The 20167-nt window shown below is 39.6% G+C and carries 19 protein-coding genes; 7 read left to right on the forward strand and 12 right to left on the reverse strand.

The annotated features are described in order from the left end of the window. Positions 1–192: 192 nt before the first annotated feature. The 3 genes from uvrA (at position 193) to A3Q33_RS06865 (ending at position 4798) form a co-directional block, all read left to right on the forward strand. Entirely contained in the window at positions 193–3051 is a 2859-nt protein-coding gene (gene uvrA / locus A3Q33_RS06855; protein ID WP_081179305.1) for an excinuclease ABC subunit UvrA, read from the forward strand. A 156-nt stretch (positions 3052–3207) separates the two neighbouring features. Beyond that, positions 3208–3885: a fused MFS/spermidine synthase gene (locus tag A3Q33_RS06860; RefSeq protein WP_081179306.1), complete on the forward strand. Its 678-nt coding sequence runs from the start codon at positions 3208–3210 to the stop codon at positions 3883–3885. Further along, entirely contained in the window at positions 3878–4798 is a 921-nt protein-coding gene (locus A3Q33_RS06865; protein WP_081179307.1) for a spermidine synthase, read from the forward strand. Before A3Q33_RS06860 ends, A3Q33_RS06865 begins: the two co-directional genes overlap by 8 nt. A gap of 162 nt (positions 4799–4960) precedes the next feature. Here the strand turns inward: A3Q33_RS06865 and rluF are convergent, their stop codons facing one another. Next, positions 4961–5926, reverse strand: a complete 966-nt coding sequence (rluF, locus tag A3Q33_RS06870) for a 23S rRNA pseudouridine(2604) synthase RluF (RefSeq protein ID WP_081179308.1) — start codon at positions 5924–5926, stop codon at positions 4961–4963. 246 nt (positions 5927–6172) lie between these two features. On the opposite strand from rluF, the gene A3Q33_RS06875 reads away from it, so the two are divergent. Together A3Q33_RS06875 and A3Q33_RS06880 are read left to right on the forward strand one after the other, a co-directional pair. Beyond that, positions 6173–6889, forward strand: coding sequence for a pirin family protein (locus tag A3Q33_RS06875; protein WP_081179309.1), 717 nt, complete (start codon positions 6173–6175; stop codon positions 6887–6889). Beyond that, positions 6886–7425 carry an NADPH-dependent FMN reductase gene (locus A3Q33_RS06880; RefSeq protein WP_081179310.1) on the forward strand — a complete coding sequence of 180 codons (540 nt, stop codon included), beginning with the start codon at positions 6886–6888 and terminating at the stop codon, positions 7423–7425. The genes A3Q33_RS06875 and A3Q33_RS06880 overlap by 4 nt, the downstream gene beginning before the upstream one ends. A 46-nt stretch (positions 7426–7471) precedes the next feature. On the opposite strand, the gene A3Q33_RS06885 is transcribed toward A3Q33_RS06880, so the two are convergent. The 9 genes from A3Q33_RS06885 to A3Q33_RS06925 form a co-directional block, all read right to left on the reverse strand. Next, positions 7472–7687 (reverse strand): hypothetical protein, encoded by a 216-nt coding sequence (locus tag A3Q33_RS06885; protein ID WP_081179311.1) that lies wholly within the window; start codon positions 7685–7687, stop codon positions 7472–7474. A gap of 10 nt (positions 7688–7697) precedes the next feature. After that, positions 7698–8309 (reverse strand): DUF2238 domain-containing protein, encoded by a 612-nt coding sequence (locus tag A3Q33_RS06890; protein ID WP_081179312.1) that lies wholly within the window; start codon positions 8307–8309, stop codon positions 7698–7700. A 31-nt stretch (positions 8310–8340) separates the two neighbouring features. Beyond that, on the reverse strand, positions 8341–8688 hold the full coding sequence (locus A3Q33_RS06895; protein ID WP_155866719.1) for a hypothetical protein: 348 nt from the start codon (positions 8686–8688) through the stop codon (positions 8341–8343). A gap of 56 nt (positions 8689–8744) precedes the next feature. Then, complete coding sequence (locus A3Q33_RS06900; RefSeq protein WP_081150232.1) at positions 8745–9455, reverse strand: DUF6445 family protein; 711 nt, start codon at positions 9453–9455, stop codon at positions 8745–8747. Positions 9456–9506: 51 nt separating this feature from the next. Further along, on the reverse strand, positions 9507–9788 hold the full coding sequence (locus tag A3Q33_RS06905; RefSeq protein ID WP_081179314.1) for a putative quinol monooxygenase: 282 nt from the start codon (positions 9786–9788) through the stop codon (positions 9507–9509). Between the two features lie 136 nt (positions 9789–9924). Next, on the reverse strand, positions 9925–10731 hold the full coding sequence (locus A3Q33_RS06910; protein WP_081179315.1) for a formyl transferase: 807 nt from the start codon (positions 10729–10731) through the stop codon (positions 9925–9927). A gap of 104 nt (positions 10732–10835) precedes the next feature. Beyond that, on the reverse strand, positions 10836–11255 hold the full coding sequence (locus tag A3Q33_RS06915) for a GNAT family N-acetyltransferase (protein WP_081179316.1): 420 nt from the start codon (positions 11253–11255) through the stop codon (positions 10836–10838). A gap of 36 nt (positions 11256–11291) precedes the next feature. Continuing rightward, positions 11292–12236 carry a YbgA family protein gene (locus tag A3Q33_RS06920; protein ID WP_081179317.1) on the reverse strand — a complete coding sequence of 315 codons (945 nt, stop codon included), beginning with the start codon at positions 12234–12236 and terminating at the stop codon, positions 11292–11294. A 245-nt stretch (positions 12237–12481) separates the two neighbouring features. Further along, the gene (locus tag A3Q33_RS06925) at positions 12482–15787 is read right to left on the reverse strand and encodes an amidohydrolase family protein (protein ID WP_081179318.1); all 3306 of its coding nucleotides are present in this window, start codon (positions 15785–15787) and stop codon (positions 12482–12484) included. A gap of 284 nt (positions 15788–16071) precedes the next feature. Between A3Q33_RS06925 and A3Q33_RS06930 the strand changes: the two genes are divergently transcribed. Next, complete coding sequence (locus A3Q33_RS06930) at positions 16072–16365, forward strand: hypothetical protein (RefSeq protein ID WP_081179319.1); 294 nt, start codon at positions 16072–16074, stop codon at positions 16363–16365. Positions 16366–16571: 206 nt separating this feature from the next. Here the strand turns inward: A3Q33_RS06930 and A3Q33_RS06935 are convergent, their stop codons facing one another. Further along, the gene (locus tag A3Q33_RS06935; RefSeq protein WP_081182371.1) at positions 16572–17219 is read right to left on the reverse strand and encodes a flavin prenyltransferase UbiX; all 648 of its coding nucleotides are present in this window, start codon (positions 17217–17219) and stop codon (positions 16572–16574) included. A 141-nt stretch (positions 17220–17360) separates the two neighbouring features. Continuing rightward, the gene (gene mpl / locus A3Q33_RS06940; RefSeq protein WP_081179320.1) at positions 17361–18728 is read right to left on the reverse strand and encodes a UDP-N-acetylmuramate:L-alanyl-gamma-D-glutamyl-meso-diaminopimelate ligase; all 1368 of its coding nucleotides are present in this window, start codon (positions 18726–18728) and stop codon (positions 17361–17363) included. 218 nt (positions 18729–18946) lie between these two features. On the opposite strand from mpl, the gene A3Q33_RS06945 reads away from it, so the two are divergent. Then, the gene (locus A3Q33_RS06945) at positions 18947–20155 is read left to right on the forward strand and encodes a YcbX family protein (protein WP_081179321.1); all 1209 of its coding nucleotides are present in this window, start codon (positions 18947–18949) and stop codon (positions 20153–20155) included. The last annotated feature ends 12 nt before the right edge of the window (positions 20156–20167 follow it).

The following is a 20167-nucleotide window of genomic DNA, read 5'->3' on the forward strand; positions in this document are numbered from 1 at the left end:
TAACTTTATGTTCGGCTAAAAACAACCTTGAGTAAAATTGACTGTAAAAACAACCTTGTTTAGGAGGGATTTTAAAGTGAACTATTATGTGCAATGTTGCTAAAACGTAAGGTAATTTACAATCAGTCTGATCTTGGCATACAACTCTTTCGTATAACAATTCTCGGGCGTTAAACTGGTCACAAAGTCATTATGAAGAAAATTGAAGTCAGGGGTGCTCGCACTCATAACTTAAAAAATATTAATGTAGATATTCCTCGCGATAAACTAGTTGTTATTACCGGTCTTTCCGGCTCAGGCAAGTCTTCATTAGCCTTTGATACCCTATACGCTGAAGGACAAAGACGCTATGTAGAATCACTTTCTGCTTATGCGCGCCAGTTTTTATCCTTGATGGAAAAGCCTGATGTTGATCATATCGAAGGCCTGTCTCCTGCTATTTCCATTGAACAAAAATCGACTTCGCATAATCCGCGTTCAACCGTGGGCACTATCACCGAGATCTATGATTATCTGCGTTTACTTTATGCTCGAGTTGGTGAACCGCGTTGTCCGACTCACCACTTACCACTTGCAGCACAAACTATTTCCCAAATGGTTGATCGAGTTTTAGAACTCGACGAAGGTACTAAGGTGATGGTACTAGCCCCAGTGCTACAAGACCGTAAAGGTGAGCATGTTAAATTATTAGATAATCTTGCTGCGCAAGGCTACATTCGCGCCCGTATTGACGGCGAAGTTTGTGATTTATCCGATCCACCAACATTAGAATTACATAAAAAACATACAATTGAAGTGGTGGTTGACCGTCTGAAAGTACGTGAAGACATTCAATTACGCCTTTCTGAATCTTTTGAAACCGCACTCTCACTTACCTCAGGCACAGTAAAAGTCGGCTTTATGGATGACCCCAAAAGAGAAGAGTTAGTTTTCTCGGCTAATTTCGCTTGCTCTAAATGTGGCTATAGTATGCAAGAATTAGAACCACGCTTGTTCTCATTCAACAACCCAGCGGGAGCATGCCAAACTTGTGATGGTTTAGGCAACCAACAATATTTTGATAAAAGCCGCATCATTACCAACCCAGAATTAAGTTTAGCCGGTGGCGCTATTCGTGGTTGGGATAAACGTAATTTTTATTATTTTCAAATGTTGAAAGCCTTAGCTGATCATTATGAATTTCCCTTAGAGCTTCCATTTAGTGAATTAGATGAAAAAACGCAACAACTGATTTTAACAGGCAGTGGCAAACAAGAAATTGAATTTAAATACATGAATGACCGTGGTGACATTGTTATTCGCAAACATCCGTTTGAAGGTATTTTAAATAATATGGATCGCCGCTACCGCGAAACAGAATCTAACGCGGTGCGTGAAGAATTATCGAAATACCTGAACAGTCAAAGCTGCCCAGATTGTAAAGGCAGCCGATTACGCTTAGAAGCACGTAATGTATTTGTTGGTGATACACCATTAACAGAAGTAGCTGAATTTGCCATTGCTGACGCCTTAGCATTTTTCCAAGGGTTAGAATTAACCGGTCAAAAAGGACAAATTGCCGAAAAAATTCTTAAAGAAGTTTGCGACCGTTTAGGCTTTTTAGTGAACGTCGGCTTAAATTATCTTAACTTGTCGCGCGCTGCAGGCACATTATCAGGTGGTGAAGCACAGCGTATTCGCTTGGCTAGCCAAATTGGTGCCGGCTTAGTGGGTGTAATGTACGTTTTAGATGAACCGTCAATTGGTTTGCATCAACGTGATAACGAACGCTTATTAGAAACCTTGATACATTTACGTGATTTAGGCAACACCGTCATCGTGGTCGAACATGACGAAGATGCCATTCGCGCTGCCGATTATGTTATTGATATTGGCCCTGGTGCTGGTGTACATGGTGGCCATATAATTGCCGAAGGTAATGTCGATGACATTCTAGCTTGCGAAGACTCACTTACGGGCCAGTACTTGTCAGGTAGGGAGCGCATTGAAATACCAAAAACCAGAATACCTTTTGATAAAAACAATGTAGTTGAGCTTAAAGGCGCTACCGGCAATAACTTAAAAAATGTCGATTTAGTTATTCCAAATGGCTTAATGACCTGTGTAACCGGCGTTTCCGGTTCAGGTAAATCAACCCTGATTAACGATACCTTGTATAAGCTGGCTCACATTGAATTAAATGGTGCAACCACACAAGAGCCTGCGCCACATAAAGAGATTATCGGTTTAGACCTACTCGATAAAGTTATCGACATTGACCAAAGTCCGATCGGGAGAACACCGCGTTCTAATCCGGCTACTTACACCGGTATTTTTACCGCTATTCGTGATATTTTCGCGGCGACGCAAGAGTCACGTTCGCGTGGTTATAAGCCAGGTCGCTTTAGTTTTAACGTGAAAGGTGGACGCTGTGAAGCTTGCCAAGGAGACGGTTTAATTAAAGTTGAAATGCATTTTTTACCGGATGTTTATGTGCCTTGTGATGTTTGTAAAAGTAAACGTTATAACCGTGAAACCTTAGAAGTAAAATACAAAGGCAAGAGCATTCATGAAGTCTTAGATATGACTATCGAAGATGCTTTTGAGTTTTTCTCTCCTATTCCAGCGGTTAGACGTAAGCTGCAAACCTTAATGGATGTTGGCTTGAGTTATATCAAACTTGGACAATCAGCCACAACATTGTCAGGTGGTGAAGCACAACGCATTAAATTGTCTAAAGAACTCTCAAAGCGAGATACCGGTAAAACCTTATATATTTTGGATGAACCGACCACAGGCCTGCACTTTCACGACATTAAACAATTGCTGCAAGTCATTCACCGCTTGCGTGACCATGGCAATACCATCGTAGTGATTGAGCATAATCTAGATGTAATAAAAACGGCAGACTGGATTGTTGATTTAGGCCCAGAAGGCGGTGGCGGCGGTGGTGAAATATTAGTAACCGGTACACCAGAGCAAGTAGCTGAACATAAAGGCTCGCATACCGCGAGATTTTTGAAACCACTACTAGCTAAAGAAAAACTGTCTAAAGCAAAACGATCTAAATAAGTCATTCGCTAAAGCTAAATTAGTATAAACATCAATGATGGTGAATGCCCAAAGGCTTGTTTTTTGTAACAAGCCTTTTTTGTATCTAGCATCTGATAGAAGTTATGTTTAATATGACTCATCTCAATTGAATTAAACTCTAAAGCAGTAAGTTAAATGACTAATAAAAAAAACAATAATGGGCCTTGGCAAAACCCGCTGATTTATTTACTGGCCTTTTCTAGTGGCTTTTGCATTATGGGTATAGAGCTACTAGGCGGGAGAATATTAGCGCCATTTTTCGGCAGTAGCGTTCATATTTGGGGCAGCATCATTACGGTATTTATGCTGAGCTTATCGTTTGGCTATTTAGCTGGCGGCAAACTATCAACTAAAAATGCATCTTTAAATCGTTACGGGTTAATTTTCATCTTTGCGGGTATTGCTGTTTTGCCCGTGGCATTTTCTTCAGAATGGGTAATGGAGGCTATTTTCCTAGCTGTTGAAGATACCCGTTATGGCTCTTTACTCGCGTCAATGGCCCTGTTCTTTGTGCCAACCGTGATACTGGGTATGATTTCTCCATACTCTGTGCGCTTGTTAGTTACTGATAAAGACAAAAGTGGCCAAGTGGCTGGTTTCCTCTATTTTGTGTCAACACTGGGCAGTGCTTTGGGCACCATTATTACCTCTTTCTACTTGGTTTTACTGTTCGAGGTTAACGATATTATTATGGTGTTCAGTACTGCACTTATTCTACTTGGTATTAGCGCGATGATCTTCAATCGTCTAAATCAACAGAAAAAAATCAGTAACGACAGTTCGGTTAACGCACAGGAAGCTGCACATGAATAAATTATCGATTACGCTCCTGTTTGGGATAGTCACTAGTTTGCTCATAAACGCGGCCTTAACAACACCAGCGATTGCCAAAACTATTCACAGTGAACGTTCGTTATATCGCAATATATTAGTCGAAGAAAAAAACGGACTACGCTGTTTAAAATTCAATGTTAGAAGCACGAAAACTCAGCAAAGCTGTATGTTAGTGGACGACCCACAACGTTTAGTTTTTAACTACACTAAAATGCTATTTTCCAGCTTATTATTAAACCCTAACCCAGAGCGTATTTTAATTATTGGTTTAGGCGGCGGCACTATGTCGAATGCCTTACATCAAATTTATCCAAAGGCGACTATAACCAATGTTGAAATAGACCCGGCGGTAATTAAAGTCGCGAGAAACTACTTTAGCTTCTTCGAAAACGACCATATTACGGCTGTGGCACAAGACGGGCGTATTTTTGTTAAACGTGAGTCGATAAAAAAACAGCAATACGATTGGATAATTCTCGACGCCTTTAATGGTGACTACATACCTGAACATTTAATGACGCAAGAGTTTTTGCAAGAAGCGAAAAGCTTACTCAGCGAAAATGGTGTGTTAGCGGCAAATACATTTTCGGTCAGTGATTTATACAATTACGAGTCGGCTACTTATAAATCAGTTTTTGGCGATTTTTTCAATGTTCGAAATAATAAAAACAGTAATCGCATTATATTAGCCAGTACAAAACCCTTACCTACTAACGATATTATAGCGGCGCGCGCGATAGAATTAAGTGAAAAGTTATCACTTTTTGATGTCGATATCACTGAGATAAGCCGTCAAATGTCCTCAACGGCGACAAGTCAAGATTGGCCAAAAGGTTCACCCCTTTTAACCGATCAATATTCGCCAGCAAACTTATTGAATTTAAAAAACTAGCATAGCCCGATGATCGCAAAACGGGCTAAACTACAGCCGATTTCTCCTACAACCTATGTTATCTAACACATATGATTAGAGAGCTGTTTTATAGCCAGGAAAACGGAAAATATAAGCCATAAACCAAGTTAATTCATAAACTATAATTTGAATTTTTATGGCTTAACTTTTCTTTTTCAAGCTTAGGCGTTTTTTACCCGTTGATGTTGTTGCCGGTTTTTTCACATCGATACGCGTTAATGTACGTGAAGAAGCAGGTGATTTAGACGCTATAGTTTTACTCGCGTGCTTAATATCAGAGATGTCGACTTTTACTGCATCATTTTTAACATCTACTTCCGTTAAATCAATTTCACTTTCATCTAACTCAGTAACGTCAGTAAAGTCATCATCAAGTGAGGTTTTACGAGAGTGTGACACGGCCGCATTTATCTCAGTCATTTCGCTTTGTGTTAAGTCGCGCCATTCTCCAGAACGTAATTTACCTAATTCAACATTCATAATGCGCGAACGCTGAAGCTCAATCACTTCATAGTCTAAGTATTCACACATACGGCGAATTTGTCGATTCAAGCCTTGCGTTAGAATAATGCGAAAGACAAACTTACTGTCATGTTTCACAACGCAGGGTTTGGTTATTGTACCTAAGATTGGTATACCTTTTGACATACGTTCAATAAAACGTTCACTGATTGGCTTATCAACTTTCACGATATATTCTTTGTCGTGAGCATTTTCAGCACGTAATATTTTATTCACTATATCACCGTCACTGGTGAGGAAAATCAAGCCTTCTGAAGGTTTATCTAAACGGCCAATAGGAAATATACGTTTAGTATGGCCAATAGCATCAATGATATTGCCTTTTACATGTCGCTCGGTTGTACAAGTAATGCCAACTGGCTTATTGTAAGCAATATAAACACGGTCAGTGTGATTACTGGCACTGGCTTTAATCTCATTACCGTCAATGCAAACCCTGTCACCCAACAAAACTTTAGTGCCAAGTTCAGGTACTTTGCCATTAATCGTCACGCGATTATTTTCGATCAATTTATCAGCAAACCGACGCGAGCAATAGCCCGAGTCACTAATGTATTTGTTTAAGCGTTTTTCGTAACTTGACACTGGCTATCCTAAAAAAAGCAGTAAATAACTGTAATTTCGAAATTTGATTAGCGCTATTTTACCTAAATTTAGTCACACTGTAGAGTAATGTTATAAATAGTTATAAAAAATCGTTCAATAGGGCTTAAATATCAACATAATTGCTCATAACGTAATAGTCTTATGTTTTAACTGTTGTATCGTATTAAGTATTAACGCCTTAAAATATTCACAATTAAAACATGCCTGACAATGGTAAATAAAAATATGCAAAAACTAACTTTTGAGCAACTTCCCCAAGACGGTTTTGCCGGATTAATTGAACGTCATTTTGTTATTAATCAAAATTATTTTGGTCGTTCAAAAACATTAGCCCTGCCTGGTTTGGGTAACTTCGTTTATTTATCTGATGCAAATTTTTTGCCTTTTGGTGAAACACATATGCATGGCCACAAAGAAGTTGATGTTATTTCTGTTATGGTTGCTGGTGAAGTTGAACATCAGGGTTCATTAGGTCATGGCGAGCTTTTGACTGCAGGCTCGGTGCAAGTGCAACGTGCTGGCGCTGAGGGTTTCCGCCACAATGAAGTCAACCCCGGTGATCAACAAAATCAAATGATTCAACTTTGGGTGCTACCAGACGAATTAGGCGAACCTGCTGGTTATAAGGTTTATCAACCTAAGTCTGGAGAACTAACAAAAGTTTACGGCGGTGAAAAAAATCAGCAAAGCACATTTAATAGCACTATTTCCATTTCAGTTAGTAACACTGTCGAGCAACAAAACATTACTATTTCTGGCGAAACATTAGTTTATCTTTGCCATGGTAAAGCTAACATTAATGGTGAGTTAATAAATGCTCGCAGCCTTATACACGACAAATTTGGTATCACTTTTACGGCATTAACCGCCGGCCAAGCGATATTTATTTACCCTTCAACACAGTTAAACTTAACAAACAAAGAAAAGGCAACGTTATCATGAAAATAATCGCATTTGGTGCAAGTACAAGCCGTCAGTCAATCAATAAGCAGTTGGCGACCTATGCTGCCAATTTAGCCACTGAAATACAGGAAAATACAGTCGTTGAGATACTCGATTTAAATGATTTTGAATTACCACTTTTCAGTCAGGATAAGGAAGCAGAATTAGGTCAACCTGAAGCAGCGAAGGCCTTCTTTAATAAGCTCGGCGAAAGTGACGCTATTATCATTTCATTTGCCGAACATAACGGGAGTTACAGTGCGGCCTATAAAAATTTATTTGATTGGACCTCTCGTATTGATCAAAAAGTTTTTCAAAATAAATCTATGCTATTTTTGGCAACATCACCAGGACCGGGTGGTGCAAGTAGTGTGCTAGCAGCAGCTTCAAGTTCAGCATTTTATTTTGCTGGCGATGTAAAAGCGTCGCTATCAGTACCTAGCTTTTTTGATAACTTTGATGTGGAAAATACTAAGTTAATAAATGATGAATTACAGCAAAAATTGACCGATGCAGTTAAAAGCTTAATGACATAAGCTAAGGTCTATCTAAGCGCTAAAAATTGCCTCGCAAGCTTTAGCGCTATCCCTTCTTTTTACCATTCTCGCTTAAATTGTCGTTCACATTCTCGTTAACATTGTCGGTAACATTGCCGTTAACAATAACGTTTGGCTGTTTAGGCTTACTTTCAACAGTAACTTTCGCACCGCGATTGCTTACAGAAATAGAGCCACACGCCGCTATATAAAATATGACTATTGTTACTAATAACACCCTCTTCATTCTATCTAATTTCATAGATAACTCATTAACTCGCAACAGAAACGTTTATTTTAGCCAATTGACGATCATGATATGTAGCTAAGACAATAATTGAAACAATTGCCCCTAATAATGCTAATGCCATGTCCGACTGCGTATCCCAAATATAACCTTGTGTCCCCAAGAAGGCTTCAGCATTTTCACCTGAGGCGACAGCAACCCACCATTCTATTAATTCATAAAACGCGCTAAAGGCTAAGCAAATAGATACAATAATGACATTTAACCATGCTTTACCATTGACTATATTTTTACGAATTAGAATCTCGCGGGCAAGTAACGCGGGTACAAAACCTTGGAAAAAGTGGCCTACTTTATCGTAATTATTTCGCTCAGATCCCATCCAATTAGCGATGTTATCGAAAAGCGGCACTTCCGCATAAGTGTAATGACCACCTACCATCAGCACGATGCAATGCAGTAAGATAAAATTATAAAGTAAACGCGTAAGCGGGAAGCTTCTCAAGCTTATCGCCATCAGCACCAAACCAATAATCGCCGGTAATACTTCCAAAAACCAAGTAAATTGATCTTTTGGTCCAATTCCCGACCAAATCAAGACAACAAAAAAGATCGTTAACCAGAAGGCCTTTAACATTTTATTCACCATTTAATAAATCACATGTTCATCAATAGCGGTAATCACTATTGATTTTTATATTACCAAGTAGTGTAAATGATATAACTACCAAAAATGAAAGAGAAAAACCAGAAATTCGAAACCTAGAGCTAAATTTTTCTGCTGACCACAAAGCAAATTTTCGGTGTTTATTAGCACCAATAACTAACAACAATATTGCGGCAAATATCATTAAGTAACCTAGCGCTGCATTCATACTTGGCGCTAAGGTCAAAGGTGAGTAATAGACAAAAACAACACCAAAAAATAAACGGCTTAAAATTTCAACAACATGAAAATATGTTTGTTGGCTAAACTTAATTATACCGGTAGCAAAAGTCTGAGGGTTTTTGATCATCACCAAACTTATCACCATCATCAGCAAACCAAAAAAACTTAATAGCCACACTTTACTTAATCTTCCGCTAACCAAAAAAACGTTATCGCAAGGCGTTTATCTCTTTTCTCTTTACCAAAATAGCTACTGGCGCTATGCGCAATATTACCTTTAAACAAAATGAGGCGATTAAATTTATTCTCAATCGCGACATCTTCATACCAAGCCCCCTTGGGTAAGCTCTCTGTTTTAAGCGCATCAACTAAGTTTACATATGGCGCTTCCACCAAATTGCCGCCGGCAGCACCGTTACTATATTTAAGCCGATAAAAACTAGTACCTGAATGCGGCTGAGGGTTTTGACTTAAATAAAGTACTGCGCCGAAACGACATAACTTTCGATTATCAACATGGGGTCTTGCTTCACCCTCTTCAGCACCCACTAAAATGGCGGTATTGCTGTCAACCACCACACTGTCTGATTCGGCCACCCAAAACTCAGCTTTATTAACTTGCGATTTAGCCCACGTTTCAACCAGTTGTAAATCACTCTTACTTAAAGCGTTTTTTGATCGCATTCCTGGCCAAAGCTCTTTCGTGTACGGAGAACCGAGCTTCCATTTCTTTTTGTTAAAACATTTATTGGCTAATTCAACAGCCTTCTTTTGTGGGAAGAAGTCATCTTGAATCCAATAATTCACCCCTAATTCTGGCTTTTCATAAGGTAATGTTGGTGAATTATATGGAATTTCTGGTAATGCCGTATTGTCATCATATTTTTCATACATACGAATTATTATCTATATCCTTAGCTAAATTTAAAAAACGATGCAGCAGGTTTACAACTTGTAATAATTACCCTTAGGCGCAGCACCAAATAAACTCATCGCTGCTTGCATATCATCTTGTGGATAATTAGTAATGGCAAGTTGGTGGCTTTCAATACAATCCCATCGCTCAATAATCATAAATTGCTCGCCATGCTCATTGTGCTTTAACAGTTCACAGGAAAGACAACCTTCTGCACCAGAAATATAAGGTAAGAGTGCTTTTAGAAAAGCATACAGTTCTGCCGATTTTTGAGCTGCAGCGGTAAATTCATTAACTCGGACTATACTCATAGTAACCTCTTTAAATATAATGATTTATTTTAATATTTTTAACCAAGGGCTTTTCTTAATGTTTATTATTCAACTCACTTTTCGCTGCACTTATCCGCGTTAAAACTCATTGTTAAAACCACGGTGTTAACTTTGTTTATACCGTGGTTTTCTTTAACGATGTAAGTAAATTAACAACTTCATCTTTATTATATAATACGCCACAATTTTCGGTAAACGCAGTCAATTGCTCAGTACTTGGAAAAGTAAAATAATCGCCTGCCTGAGCTTGAATATCTGTTGTTAATTCGCCACTATTTTCAAGTATATTAATCGCTTGTACAATTAATTGGCAACCGCCTATATACAAAGACAACACATGCCAGAGATATGACTTGTCTTGCTGAACTGTCAGTGTTGAATTAGCAATAACTCGGCCGGTATCTATCGTACTGTCATCTATAAAATGTAAACTCGTCGACAGTTGCGCATCGCCATTTAACAAGGCCCAAAACGTGGCCATAACACCCCGGTAGTCTGGTAACTTTCCAGAGTGCAAGTTAATAACACCGTGTTTTGCCAAGCCAATAATGGGCTTCTTCAGGATAACCCCGTAACGAATAGAAATAATTAAATCGGCTGCAAGCGACTGAATTTTTTCTATGCCCTGCGCTGAATTAATTTCATTTAAGGTTTCTATTTTAATACCGCAGTGCTGATGTATTTCAGCATAGGTTTTAAATATTAGCGACTTTTCTGCACTATCTGGCTTCTGCTCTAGCGCCCGATAAACATCGTGTTGTTCAAATTGCGCTAAATCCAGTAAGGCTTGAGGCCGTGTGGTATTACCGCCCACTTTACTAGATAAAAACACGGTAATATTATGCGTTTTCAACGCTGGCAATAATAAATTTAATGCTAAGTTGCTAGCGATGTCATTATTCAGCAATAAAACAATGTTCATGGCGACAATTCCTGTAGCTGTTGCTTATTCATTTTGGGTTAAAGACTGAATGAAGGCTAAATGTGTAATCAAACCTTCATTCCCGTCGATGTTTCCCGATTTATTTATTCGCTTAACTGCTTCATCATATAATATCTACAGCCAGTTTTGGGGTAGCCTTGCTGCGTCCATTGTACTTGATAACCGTGTTTTTCATAAAAGGGCATAGCTTGAAAATTTAAGGTGTCGAGTAACGCTTTATTACAACCTCTTGCCTTGGCTGCCTGCTCCATTTTATGCAATATTTTGCTACCTACCTGCTGTCCTCGCAAAGTATCTGAAACCCATAAAGTGTTGATCATCAGCCAATCACCAAAAGTTCTTCCCGCAGCACCGGCAATAACGTCACCATTTTCATCGTTTAACTTCACGGCAATCGCTTTACGTTCACTCACTTCCCAATGCGCCCAGTTAAATTCAGCAATTTTTGCATCTAAAAAGGCAATCAATTCTAATTCAGGGTTTTCTATAACTTCAATTTTCAAGGTAGCATTCTCATAAGCTATTTTTGTAATAGTTTTCTATAAGCTATTTAATAACATCAACTCTTTTGGGTGCGGCTTCATATAATATGACTCGGTAACGTAATCATGCGGGAAGCGTCGAAAATGGTGGCGTAATAATGTTATCGGTACAATCAATGGCAGTAAACCATTACGATATTGGTCAATAATATCGACAAGCTCGGCTTTATCGTCAGCACTGATTGAATTTTTTAAATAACCTTGCAAATGTTGCAAGGTATTCACGTGTCCTTTGCGACTAGCTCTTAACTTTAATAGCGTCATCATTTTTGATAAATATTGTGGCAATACTTCGCTAGGCTCTTCACCGTGAGCTTGTGCTAACCAATGACCTAGTTCTTTTGCTATTGATTGACTATGGCTCATAAAAATATATTTATGCTGGGCATGAAAACGGTTTAGCGTTTGTAATGAAAACCCTTCTGCTGCAAGCTTTTGCCAACGCGCATAAATAAACACTCGCTGAATAAAGTTTTCACGCAAAATAGCATCACCTAATCGACCTTCTTCTTCGACCGGTAAATCAGGGAAGTTTTCCATCAACTTTTGTGCATAAATACCAACACCGATACGATCTGGCATATCACCTTTATAAAGTCTAACGCGCTCCATCCCGCAACTAGGAGAGTCTTTCTTTAAGATATAACCACTGAGGTTTTGTTGCCACGGCTTTTGCGCTTCAGCACAATCTTTAAGGCGGTCAGTGACATCTAAATCTGGATTTTTTGAACCAACACAGTGTACTTTTTCATCCAGCAAGACCAATCGAATAGTTTCGCGAGGAATACCTAAGCCAATATCCACTTCTGGGCAAAAGGGAATAAAATCGAAATACTCACTTAAAGTATTATTAATATATGAGTTGTTCTTGTGGCCGGAATCAAATCTCACTTTATGACCCAATAAACAGCTACTGATGCCAATTGATATTTTGTTATCCATGCTTAATTTCCCTAATACTAAATTTTTATATTTTGTTTAGATTCAGTATAACTAAAAGCCTAATCAAGTTAATCATTTAAATAATGTTTTAGTTTTACCCTCCTGCTTTAACTTCAGCGTAGAAAAATATCCTCATACTGCACAGCCATGGGTGCCTCGAAAGACAGGATGTCTGAGAGAGGCCTGAACATAAAAAGCCCGGAAGTTCCGGGCTTTTTCTACAACGGCGGTTAGAACATTAAACGTTATTTTTCAAAATAAAATTTAGCACGCTTATTATCGTAGTTACCCACTTCATTCATCGTTTCAGCATTATACAAACGACCATTAACCATGGTGTAAATAACTTTATCAGATAAACGAATATCTTTACTCACGTCGCCATCAACCACTAATATATCTGCCAATTTACCAACTTTTATCGATCCTAACTGGCTGTCTAGACCTAAGGTGTGTGCTGGTGCCATGGTTGCCGTGCGAATGGCATTTAATGGTGTCATACCACCTTGTGCCATCATCCACATTTCCCAGTGCATCGCTAAACCTTCACGTTGGCCATGACCACCAGAATTCACCACCACACCTAAGTCTTGCAACTCTTTCGCTACTTTCGCAACATTAATGTGGTTGTAATGATGATGTGGTGCTTTGGTGCGTCGCATTGAGCGCGGATCTAAGAACTCGCTCGGTACATACTGACTCAAACGTGGATGTTTCCATACCTCTGTTGTGTCATACCAAAAATGCTCGCCTGAAATACCGCCATAGGCTACGCCCATCGTAGGCGTGTAGGCCATTTCAGATTGCGACCATAATTGCTTAATATCGTCATAAATTTTCGCGGTCGAAATTGAGTGCTCTAACGTCGTATGACCATCAATAATCATAGATAAGTTGTGTTGTAGTAGCGAACCACCTTCTGGTACCACTAAAATTTGGGCTTCACGCGCTGCTTGGATCATTTGTTGACGTTGATTACGACGCGGTTGGTTATAGCTTTTAACACTAAAAACCCCTGCCTTTTTCAAACGTTCGATATGAAATTTAGCATCATCTAAACTATCAACATGCGAGGTATAACCAGCAATAGTCGCACCGTATAAAATACTGCCCGTAGAGAATAAACGTGGTCCAACAATATCACCGGCTTTTTGCATTTCGCTAGCAGCAAAGAATTCAGTGGTGTCGTTCGATGGGTCATGAACCGTTGTTACCCCTAAGGCTAAACCAGCGTAGTTTTTCCAGTTTTGTTGTGGAATAATTTCATCACTGCCTTGCGGACCATGGGCATGGGCATCAATCAAGCCAGGCATAATCGACTTACCGGTAACATCAATAATCTTGGCATTTGACGGAATACTCACTTGCCCTTTTTTACCGACGGCAATAATTTTATTACCTTCGACAACCACAACACCATTTTCGATTATTTGCTCACCTTCCATAGTGATCACTTTACCACCAACAAAAGCGACACGACCTGAAGGCTTATCAGCTTTTGCTTTAAAACCTAAATAGGTTTTAAGTGGCTCAGGTGTTGTTTCTGCTTTTTTCTGCTCTTCGTCACTATCAACATCGTTGCTTTCAAGGTCAGTTTTCGCAAGTGCTTTGGTGTCCGTTATATCAAATAAACCGCCAACACTTGCTTGGTATAAATCTGGCCCTAAGCTCCAGTAAAGCTCATTAGACTCACCATTCCAGTTAATACCTTCGCCAGCGCGTAATGATAATTTTTTCACTGGTAAGTTTTTTGCTTTCGGCCCAATATCAATCACTTGTCCACGCTCAACAAATGGCGTTACAAATACTTTAAAACGTTCAGCAAACGCTAAATATTTACCGTCAGGTGATACTTTAAATTCGGTAGCAAACTTACCTTGATAAAGCGTTTGCTCCTTCTCAGCATTTGATGAATTATTTAAATTAATTTTCACCAGTTGTGGCTTTTCACCGTTACGTAAAACATAAATACGATCGTTTTTAGCGCCAAAATGTGGCAATAAGCCAGACTCTGTTACCCGCTTAGGCGTTCCACCTTTAACACTAACGGTATAAACCCCTGAGTTTAATCCCCACGTTGGGTCGGTGATGTAACCGCCAGAAACTTTGCGAAATACCACGGTTTTTCCGTCTGGAGAAAAGCTAGGTTCTATGTATTTACCTGGTTCTTCGGTTAATAAACGGCTCTTACCACCTCGCGATGATACGGTGCGAATTTCACCGAGTTCTTTATCATTCCAAGTGCTATAAACTACCGTTCTGCCATCACGAGAGAAGCTAGGGTTCAATTCAAAATGGGACTTTTGCTTAGTTAAACGCTTCGCTTTACCTTTGACTTTGCCATCCGCAATACTACGGACATAAATATGGCCCATTGATTCGTAAACAACTTTACGACCATCCGGTGATATTTCAATATCACGGAGCATTTTCACGTCAAAGTTATCTTGATCAATATCTTGTTGAAAGCGCAACGCTGTTTGGATTTTTTTCTCAGTTTTTACATGAAACGGGATAACCGTTGTCTTTTGGCTTTCAAGATCTAGTTTGTTGATTTGTCCGCCAGACCAAAACACCATACCAGCGCTATTTGGCAACCACGCCATATTAGGATACACACCGTGAATTGCCCATGTTTCCTGCATATCGCGGTCTAAGTTTTCAAAAATCAGGCTTTCTTTGCCACTTTTTAAATCGTAAAGGTAGAGATTAGATTGGAAATCGTCACGGCTAATATAAGCTAAGTACTTACCGTCAGGTGATGGCACAGGTCGTATTGCGCCACCTTTGCCAGAAACAACGACTTTAATTTCACCGGTTTCAAGTTCAAGGCGCTTAATTTTATAAATGCCTTTTTCTGAATCTTTACTGTAATGGAAGGTTTTTCCTGGAGTAGCATCTTGTGAGAAATAAACGTATTTCCCGTCATGTGAAAATGCCGGTTCGCCTAAATCTTTCTGCTCATTCGGACGTTTAGTTAACATTACGCCATTACCACCGGTTTTGTGGTACATCCATACTTCGCCAGCTCCCAAAGAACGAGAACCGGTAAAATGTTTACGGCCGACAAGATAGTCTCCGTCTGGTGACCAAGCGGGGCTATTTAATAAACGAAAGGTTTCTGAGCTAACCGCTTTGCCAGCACTGCCATCTGCTTTCATAATCCATAAATTATCACCGCCATCTTCATCAGAGGTAAAAGCAATATGTTGACCGTCTGGGCTAAAGCGCGGTTGCATTTGCCAAGCAATATCTGTCATTAACGCTGTGGCTTCACCACCATCAACTGGCAAGGTATAAATGTCACCAAGTAGATCAAACACTAAAGTTTTACCATCTGGGCTTATATCAACATTCATCCAAGTGCCTTGGCGAACATCAATTTTTGCTGTGGTGAATTCACCTTGTGGGCTATTAACTGACCACTTTTCAGCTTTGGATTTTTCTGGTGTTTTCGCCGTATTTTCTTCAGCAAAAGCTTGATGACCGGCACCTGCGACTAATGCAATGCTAAGTGCTAGTGAAGAGATCCGAGCGGTAAATCTAGACATATATTCAACCTAATCAGCTATGTAATTTATTTTTATAACCTTACTACAACACATCATTATTGAAAACTTAAGTCGAATGCGACAAATAGTCGCTATTTGCCGTTCAATACCCGTTACATAACGCTAAAAGCATTGTTGTCATCAAGAAGATATTATGCAGAAAAAATAGACAATATTTTTATTTTTCAGTATGGTATGTAAGTACTATAACTGTTCTCGACTGACGACTATTCGCATTTCGAAATAGACCAGTTTTAAAACAATAAAAACAAGGACTGATTTTTATGAAAAGACTAGAAGAAGCACAAGCAAGTTTAATAACCACATACTCGCTCTACAATGCCGCAAGTGAAAAAAAGTTGCCGGCAATTGATGCTAACGATACTGAAACCTTGAAGACTTTGTTAGAAGTTATTCAAAATCGTGAAGCCATTGCTTACGTTCAAAAAGTAAAGAAAAGCATTCCCACTGAAGTCACCGAACTTAAAAGATTACTCGCTGATGTTATGCTGTTACTTGATGGTGTCGATATTAAAATTCTTAAAGCAAAAAGCAAAGTTACGGCAAGCGCTGAATAACGCGCTGTTAAATTAAGTACCTTACTTAAAGCTCGCTACTTTAGGGCTTAATTTAAAATATAAATTTATAGAAATATAAGTAATCAACTTGGTATAAAGTTATCTACACAGGCTTATTTATATCTGATGGATAGTAAATAAGCCTGCATTATCATATCAATAATAAATATAATCGCTCAATACACCTTGCCTGAACAGAACAGGCTTTATTGCGTTTGTGTGGGTGATTGATAGCCCCAGCGTGGCATAATCGATTGTTCGATATTTAGATGATCGAGTATTCGACCAACCATAAAATCAATCAGATCATTAATCGACTCAGGTTGATGATAAAAACCAGGAGATGCCGGCATAATGGTTACGCCCATTTGAGATAACGACAACATATTTTGCAAATGTATCGTTGAAAAAGGTGTTTCGCGTGGCACTAAAATTAATTGCCCTCGTTCTTTAATGACCACATCCGCAGCGCGTTCAATCAGGTTGTCACTCATCCCTTGGCTAATGGCCGCAAGCGTGCCAGTAGAACACGGACAAACCACCATAGTTTTCGGTGCAGCAGAGCCAGAAGCTACCGGAGAAAACCACTGTTCTTTGCCAAAAACAATAATTTGCTCAGGCTTTGCATTAAATTTCTCAGTAAAAAATTGACTAGCAGCGTCGGGCGAACTCGGTAACTTTAAGCCAACTTCGGTATCAAAAACCACGCGAGCAGCGCTAGAGCATAATAAATATACTTGATAGTTTGCTGCGACTAAACATTCCAATAATCGCAGCGCATAAGCTGAGCCAGAAGCACCTGTGATGGCCAAAGTTATTTTCTGCTCAAATTCGCCATTGTTATTAATTGTCATTGCTTTATTTTGCACACATTCACCTAAATTGGGTAACGTAAATTAACGGTTACCCTGTCTATACTCATAACATTAATGAATTGTTCACTAATAAATTCTTTACAAATAAATTCTTCACTAATAAATAGATTGCACTGGCTATTATAGCTTAGAAAGTGCCGATAACAGTTTTTCATGAATACCGCCAAAACCGCCGTTACTCATCACGACAAGCGTATCGCCTGCTTCGGATTTTGCCACAATATCGGCCACCATTTGGTCAATATTCTCACCGACAAAACAAGGTTGAGAACAGTCGGCAATTAACGCATCAACTGACCACTGCACTTGCTCACCTTGATAAACAAATACCATATCAGCGTCAGTTAGCGATTTTGCTAGGGTGTCTTTATGTACACCTGACTTCATGGTATTCGATCTGGGCTCTAGTATCGCTATTACGCGTTTGTTGCCAACATTGGCCCGCACACCCGCTAATGTTTTAGCGATCGCGGTCGGATGATGAGCAAAATCGTCAAAGACTCTTACTTGATTAACTTCACCTTTAAACTCAAATCGGCGCTTAGTATTTACAAAGCTTGCTAACGCTTCAATGGCTACCGCTGTTGGTACACCAGCATGACGCGCCGCCGCAATCGCCATTAAACCGTTATCAATATTAAAGTCGCCAATGAGCGCCCAATTTACTTGTCCTTGTTTTACACCTTCAAAACTGACGATAAACTCACTGCCATCAGCAATACATTTTTCGGCATGCCAACCAGATAATTTATGCGTTTCGTCGACACTATATTCAGTCGGTGTCCAACAGCCCATCGCCAGTGTTTCAGTAATGGCTGATTCATTTTTTGGCGACAAAATAAGGCCATTGCTTGGCACCATACGAATTAGGTGATGAAATTGACGTTGAATGTCGCTGATATCATCAAAAATATCCGCATGGTCAAATTCCATGTTATTGATCACTAAAGTATTAGGGCGATAATGGACAAACTTAGACCGTTTATCGAAAAAAGCCGTATCGTATTCATCGGCTTCGATAACAAAAAATGGCGCATTACCTAAGCGCGCAGAACAATCAAAGTTTTGCGGTACGCCGCCAATCAAAAAACCCGGCTCCATGCCTGCATATTGCAATATCCAGGTCAGCATAGAACTGGTGGTGGTTTTTCCGTGTGTACCCGAAATAGCTAACACCCAGCGGTCTTTCAAAACATTGTCTAATAACCACTCTGGACCTGACGTATAAGGAATTTTTCTATCAAGCACATATTCCACCATAGGGTTACCACGCGCCATGGCATTACCGACGATGACTAAATCAGGCTCGTCATCTAAATGTTCCACTAAATAACCTGACTTTAATTCGATACCCAATTGTTCGAGTTGAGTACTCATTGGTGGGTAAACATTAGCGTCACAGCCAGACACTCGAAAGCCCATTTGCTTGGCAATAGCGGCAATACCGCCCATAAAGGTGCCACAAATACCTAATATATGAAGATGCATAAAAGCTCATTTTGTTAGCTCTTACACCACATTTGCTAGTGCGAGCTTAGGTTTAAATCAGAATGGCCTCAATATACCTTAATCCACCAAAAATACATATTGCAAAATCAATGCATTTTGCCCACTATCAAGGTGATTAACACTAACGGAAATAATTACTGCCTCCTGAGGAGAATTAAGCCCATTAGTATTACCATTAGCAGTATTTGAGGGAGTTCATGAGTCAGGCTATTCTGCAAAACATCCATATTTATCCAATTAAATCTAGCGCCAGCATCGAGCTTTCAAATAGCTGGGTTGAAGAGTTTGGCTTAGCCTTGGATCGTCGCTTTGTTGTTGCGAGCCCAAATGGTGAGTTTTTTACCGCTCGCACGCAGCCAACTTTGTGCTTAATTCAAGCGAGCCTAACGTCAACCGGACTGATGGTTACCGCGCCCAATATGCCGACATTGGTGATTGAGTACCATAGTCTTTGCCAAAGTTATGTCCCGGTTAATGTATGGCAAGACACAATTAAGGCACAGCAATGCCATGACAATATAAACCAGTGGTTCAGTGACTATCTTAACCAACCTTGCCAATTACTATTTTTCGGCGCAGACTCGCAGCGCTTTGTTAAAAACAAAAATAGCCAAGTGGGCTTTGCAGATGGCTACCCTTTATTGCTTATTTCACAAGCATCGCTTGATAGCTTAAATAGCCAATATAAACCTGATACTGAAAGTATTGCCATGGCGCAGTTTCGGCCAAATATCGTCGTGAATAACTGTGATGCATTTGCAGAAGATACTTGGCAGCATGTTCGCATTGGTGAAGTAGAATTTGAAATAACAAAACCCTGCACGCGCTGCATTTTTACCACGATTAACCCTGAAACCGGCGAAAAACATCAGCAGCAAGAACCTTTAAAAACACTAAAAAACTATCGTCAGTTAGCGAATGGCGATATTTTATTTGGGCAAAATTTAGTGGCGCTTAATCAAGGTCAAATTAAACGTGGTGATAAAGTTGAAATAATCAAACGCCAAGTCGCCCCAGTGTTTGCTGTAAGAAATAAGTCCAATATAAATATCACCAATAGTGACACGAAACCCCAGCTCAAAAAGGAGCCTGTCTTGAGCAAAAAGAAGAGTAAACCGTTAGTGACATTTAGTAGTCACAATAAAACTATTACCGGCAACAACATCCAAACTCTCCTTGAACAAGGTGAAGATGCAGGCTTAATACTGCCATACTCATGCCGCGCAGGCATGTGTGGTAGTTGTAAAGTAAAATTAGAACAAGGTGAGGTAGAGCAACTTTGTCAAGATGGTTTGTCCGACGAAGAGCAACAGCAAGGTTATATTTTAAGTTGCAGCTGCACACCAATTACCGATGTTGTGATCAGTCATCCACCACGACAACGTCGTCATATAAATGACGACTAAATAGAGCGCATA

Source organism: Colwellia sp. PAMC 21821, from assembly GCF_002077175.1.
Classification (GTDB): Bacteria; Pseudomonadota; Gammaproteobacteria; order Enterobacterales; family Alteromonadaceae; genus Cognaticolwellia.

Coding starts and splice junctions, on each gene's coding strand:
- A3Q33_RS06890 (WP_081179312.1), bottom strand. CDS start 8,309: ATGTTAAAGGCCTTCTGGTTAACGATCTTTTTTGTTGTCTTGATTTGG.
- A3Q33_RS06905 (WP_081179314.1), bottom strand. CDS start 9,788: ATGAGTATAGTCCGAGTTAATGAATTTACCGCTGCAGCTCAAAAATCG.
- A3Q33_RS06935 (WP_081182371.1), bottom strand. CDS start 17,219: ATGACAATTAATAACAATGGCGAATTTGAGCAGAAAATAACTTTGGCC.
- uvrA (WP_081179305.1), top strand. CDS start 193: ATGAAGAAAATTGAAGTCAGGGGTGCTCGCACTCATAACTTAAAAAAT.
- A3Q33_RS06895 (WP_155866719.1), bottom strand. CDS start 8,688: ATGATCAAAAACCCTCAGACTTTTGCTACCGGTATAATTAAGTTTAGC.
- A3Q33_RS06885 (WP_081179311.1), bottom strand. CDS start 7,687: ATGAAATTAGATAGAATGAAGAGGGTGTTATTAGTAACAATAGTCATA.
- mpl (WP_081179320.1), bottom strand. CDS start 18,728: ATGCATCTTCATATATTAGGTATTTGTGGCACCTTTATGGGCGGTATT.
- A3Q33_RS06900 (WP_081150232.1), bottom strand. CDS start 9,455: ATGTATGAAAAATATGATGACAATACGGCATTACCAGAAATTCCATAT.
- A3Q33_RS06910 (WP_081179315.1), bottom strand. CDS start 10,731: ATGAACATTGTTTTATTGCTGAATAATGACATCGCTAGCAACTTAGCA.
- A3Q33_RS06945 (WP_081179321.1), top strand. CDS start 18,947: ATGAGTCAGGCTATTCTGCAAAACATCCATATTTATCCAATTAAATCT.
- A3Q33_RS06880 (WP_081179310.1), top strand. CDS start 6,886: ATGAAAATAATCGCATTTGGTGCAAGTACAAGCCGTCAGTCAATCAAT.
- A3Q33_RS06930 (WP_081179319.1), top strand. CDS start 16,072: ATGAAAAGACTAGAAGAAGCACAAGCAAGTTTAATAACCACATACTCG.
- A3Q33_RS06860 (WP_081179306.1), top strand. CDS start 3,208: ATGACTAATAAAAAAAACAATAATGGGCCTTGGCAAAACCCGCTGATT.
- A3Q33_RS06865 (WP_081179307.1), top strand. CDS start 3,878: ATGAATAAATTATCGATTACGCTCCTGTTTGGGATAGTCACTAGTTTG.
- A3Q33_RS06925 (WP_081179318.1), bottom strand. CDS start 15,787: ATGTCTAGATTTACCGCTCGGATCTCTTCACTAGCACTTAGCATTGCA.
- A3Q33_RS06875 (WP_081179309.1), top strand. CDS start 6,173: ATGCAAAAACTAACTTTTGAGCAACTTCCCCAAGACGGTTTTGCCGGA.
- A3Q33_RS06920 (WP_081179317.1), bottom strand. CDS start 12,236: ATGGATAACAAAATATCAATTGGCATCAGTAGCTGTTTATTGGGTCAT.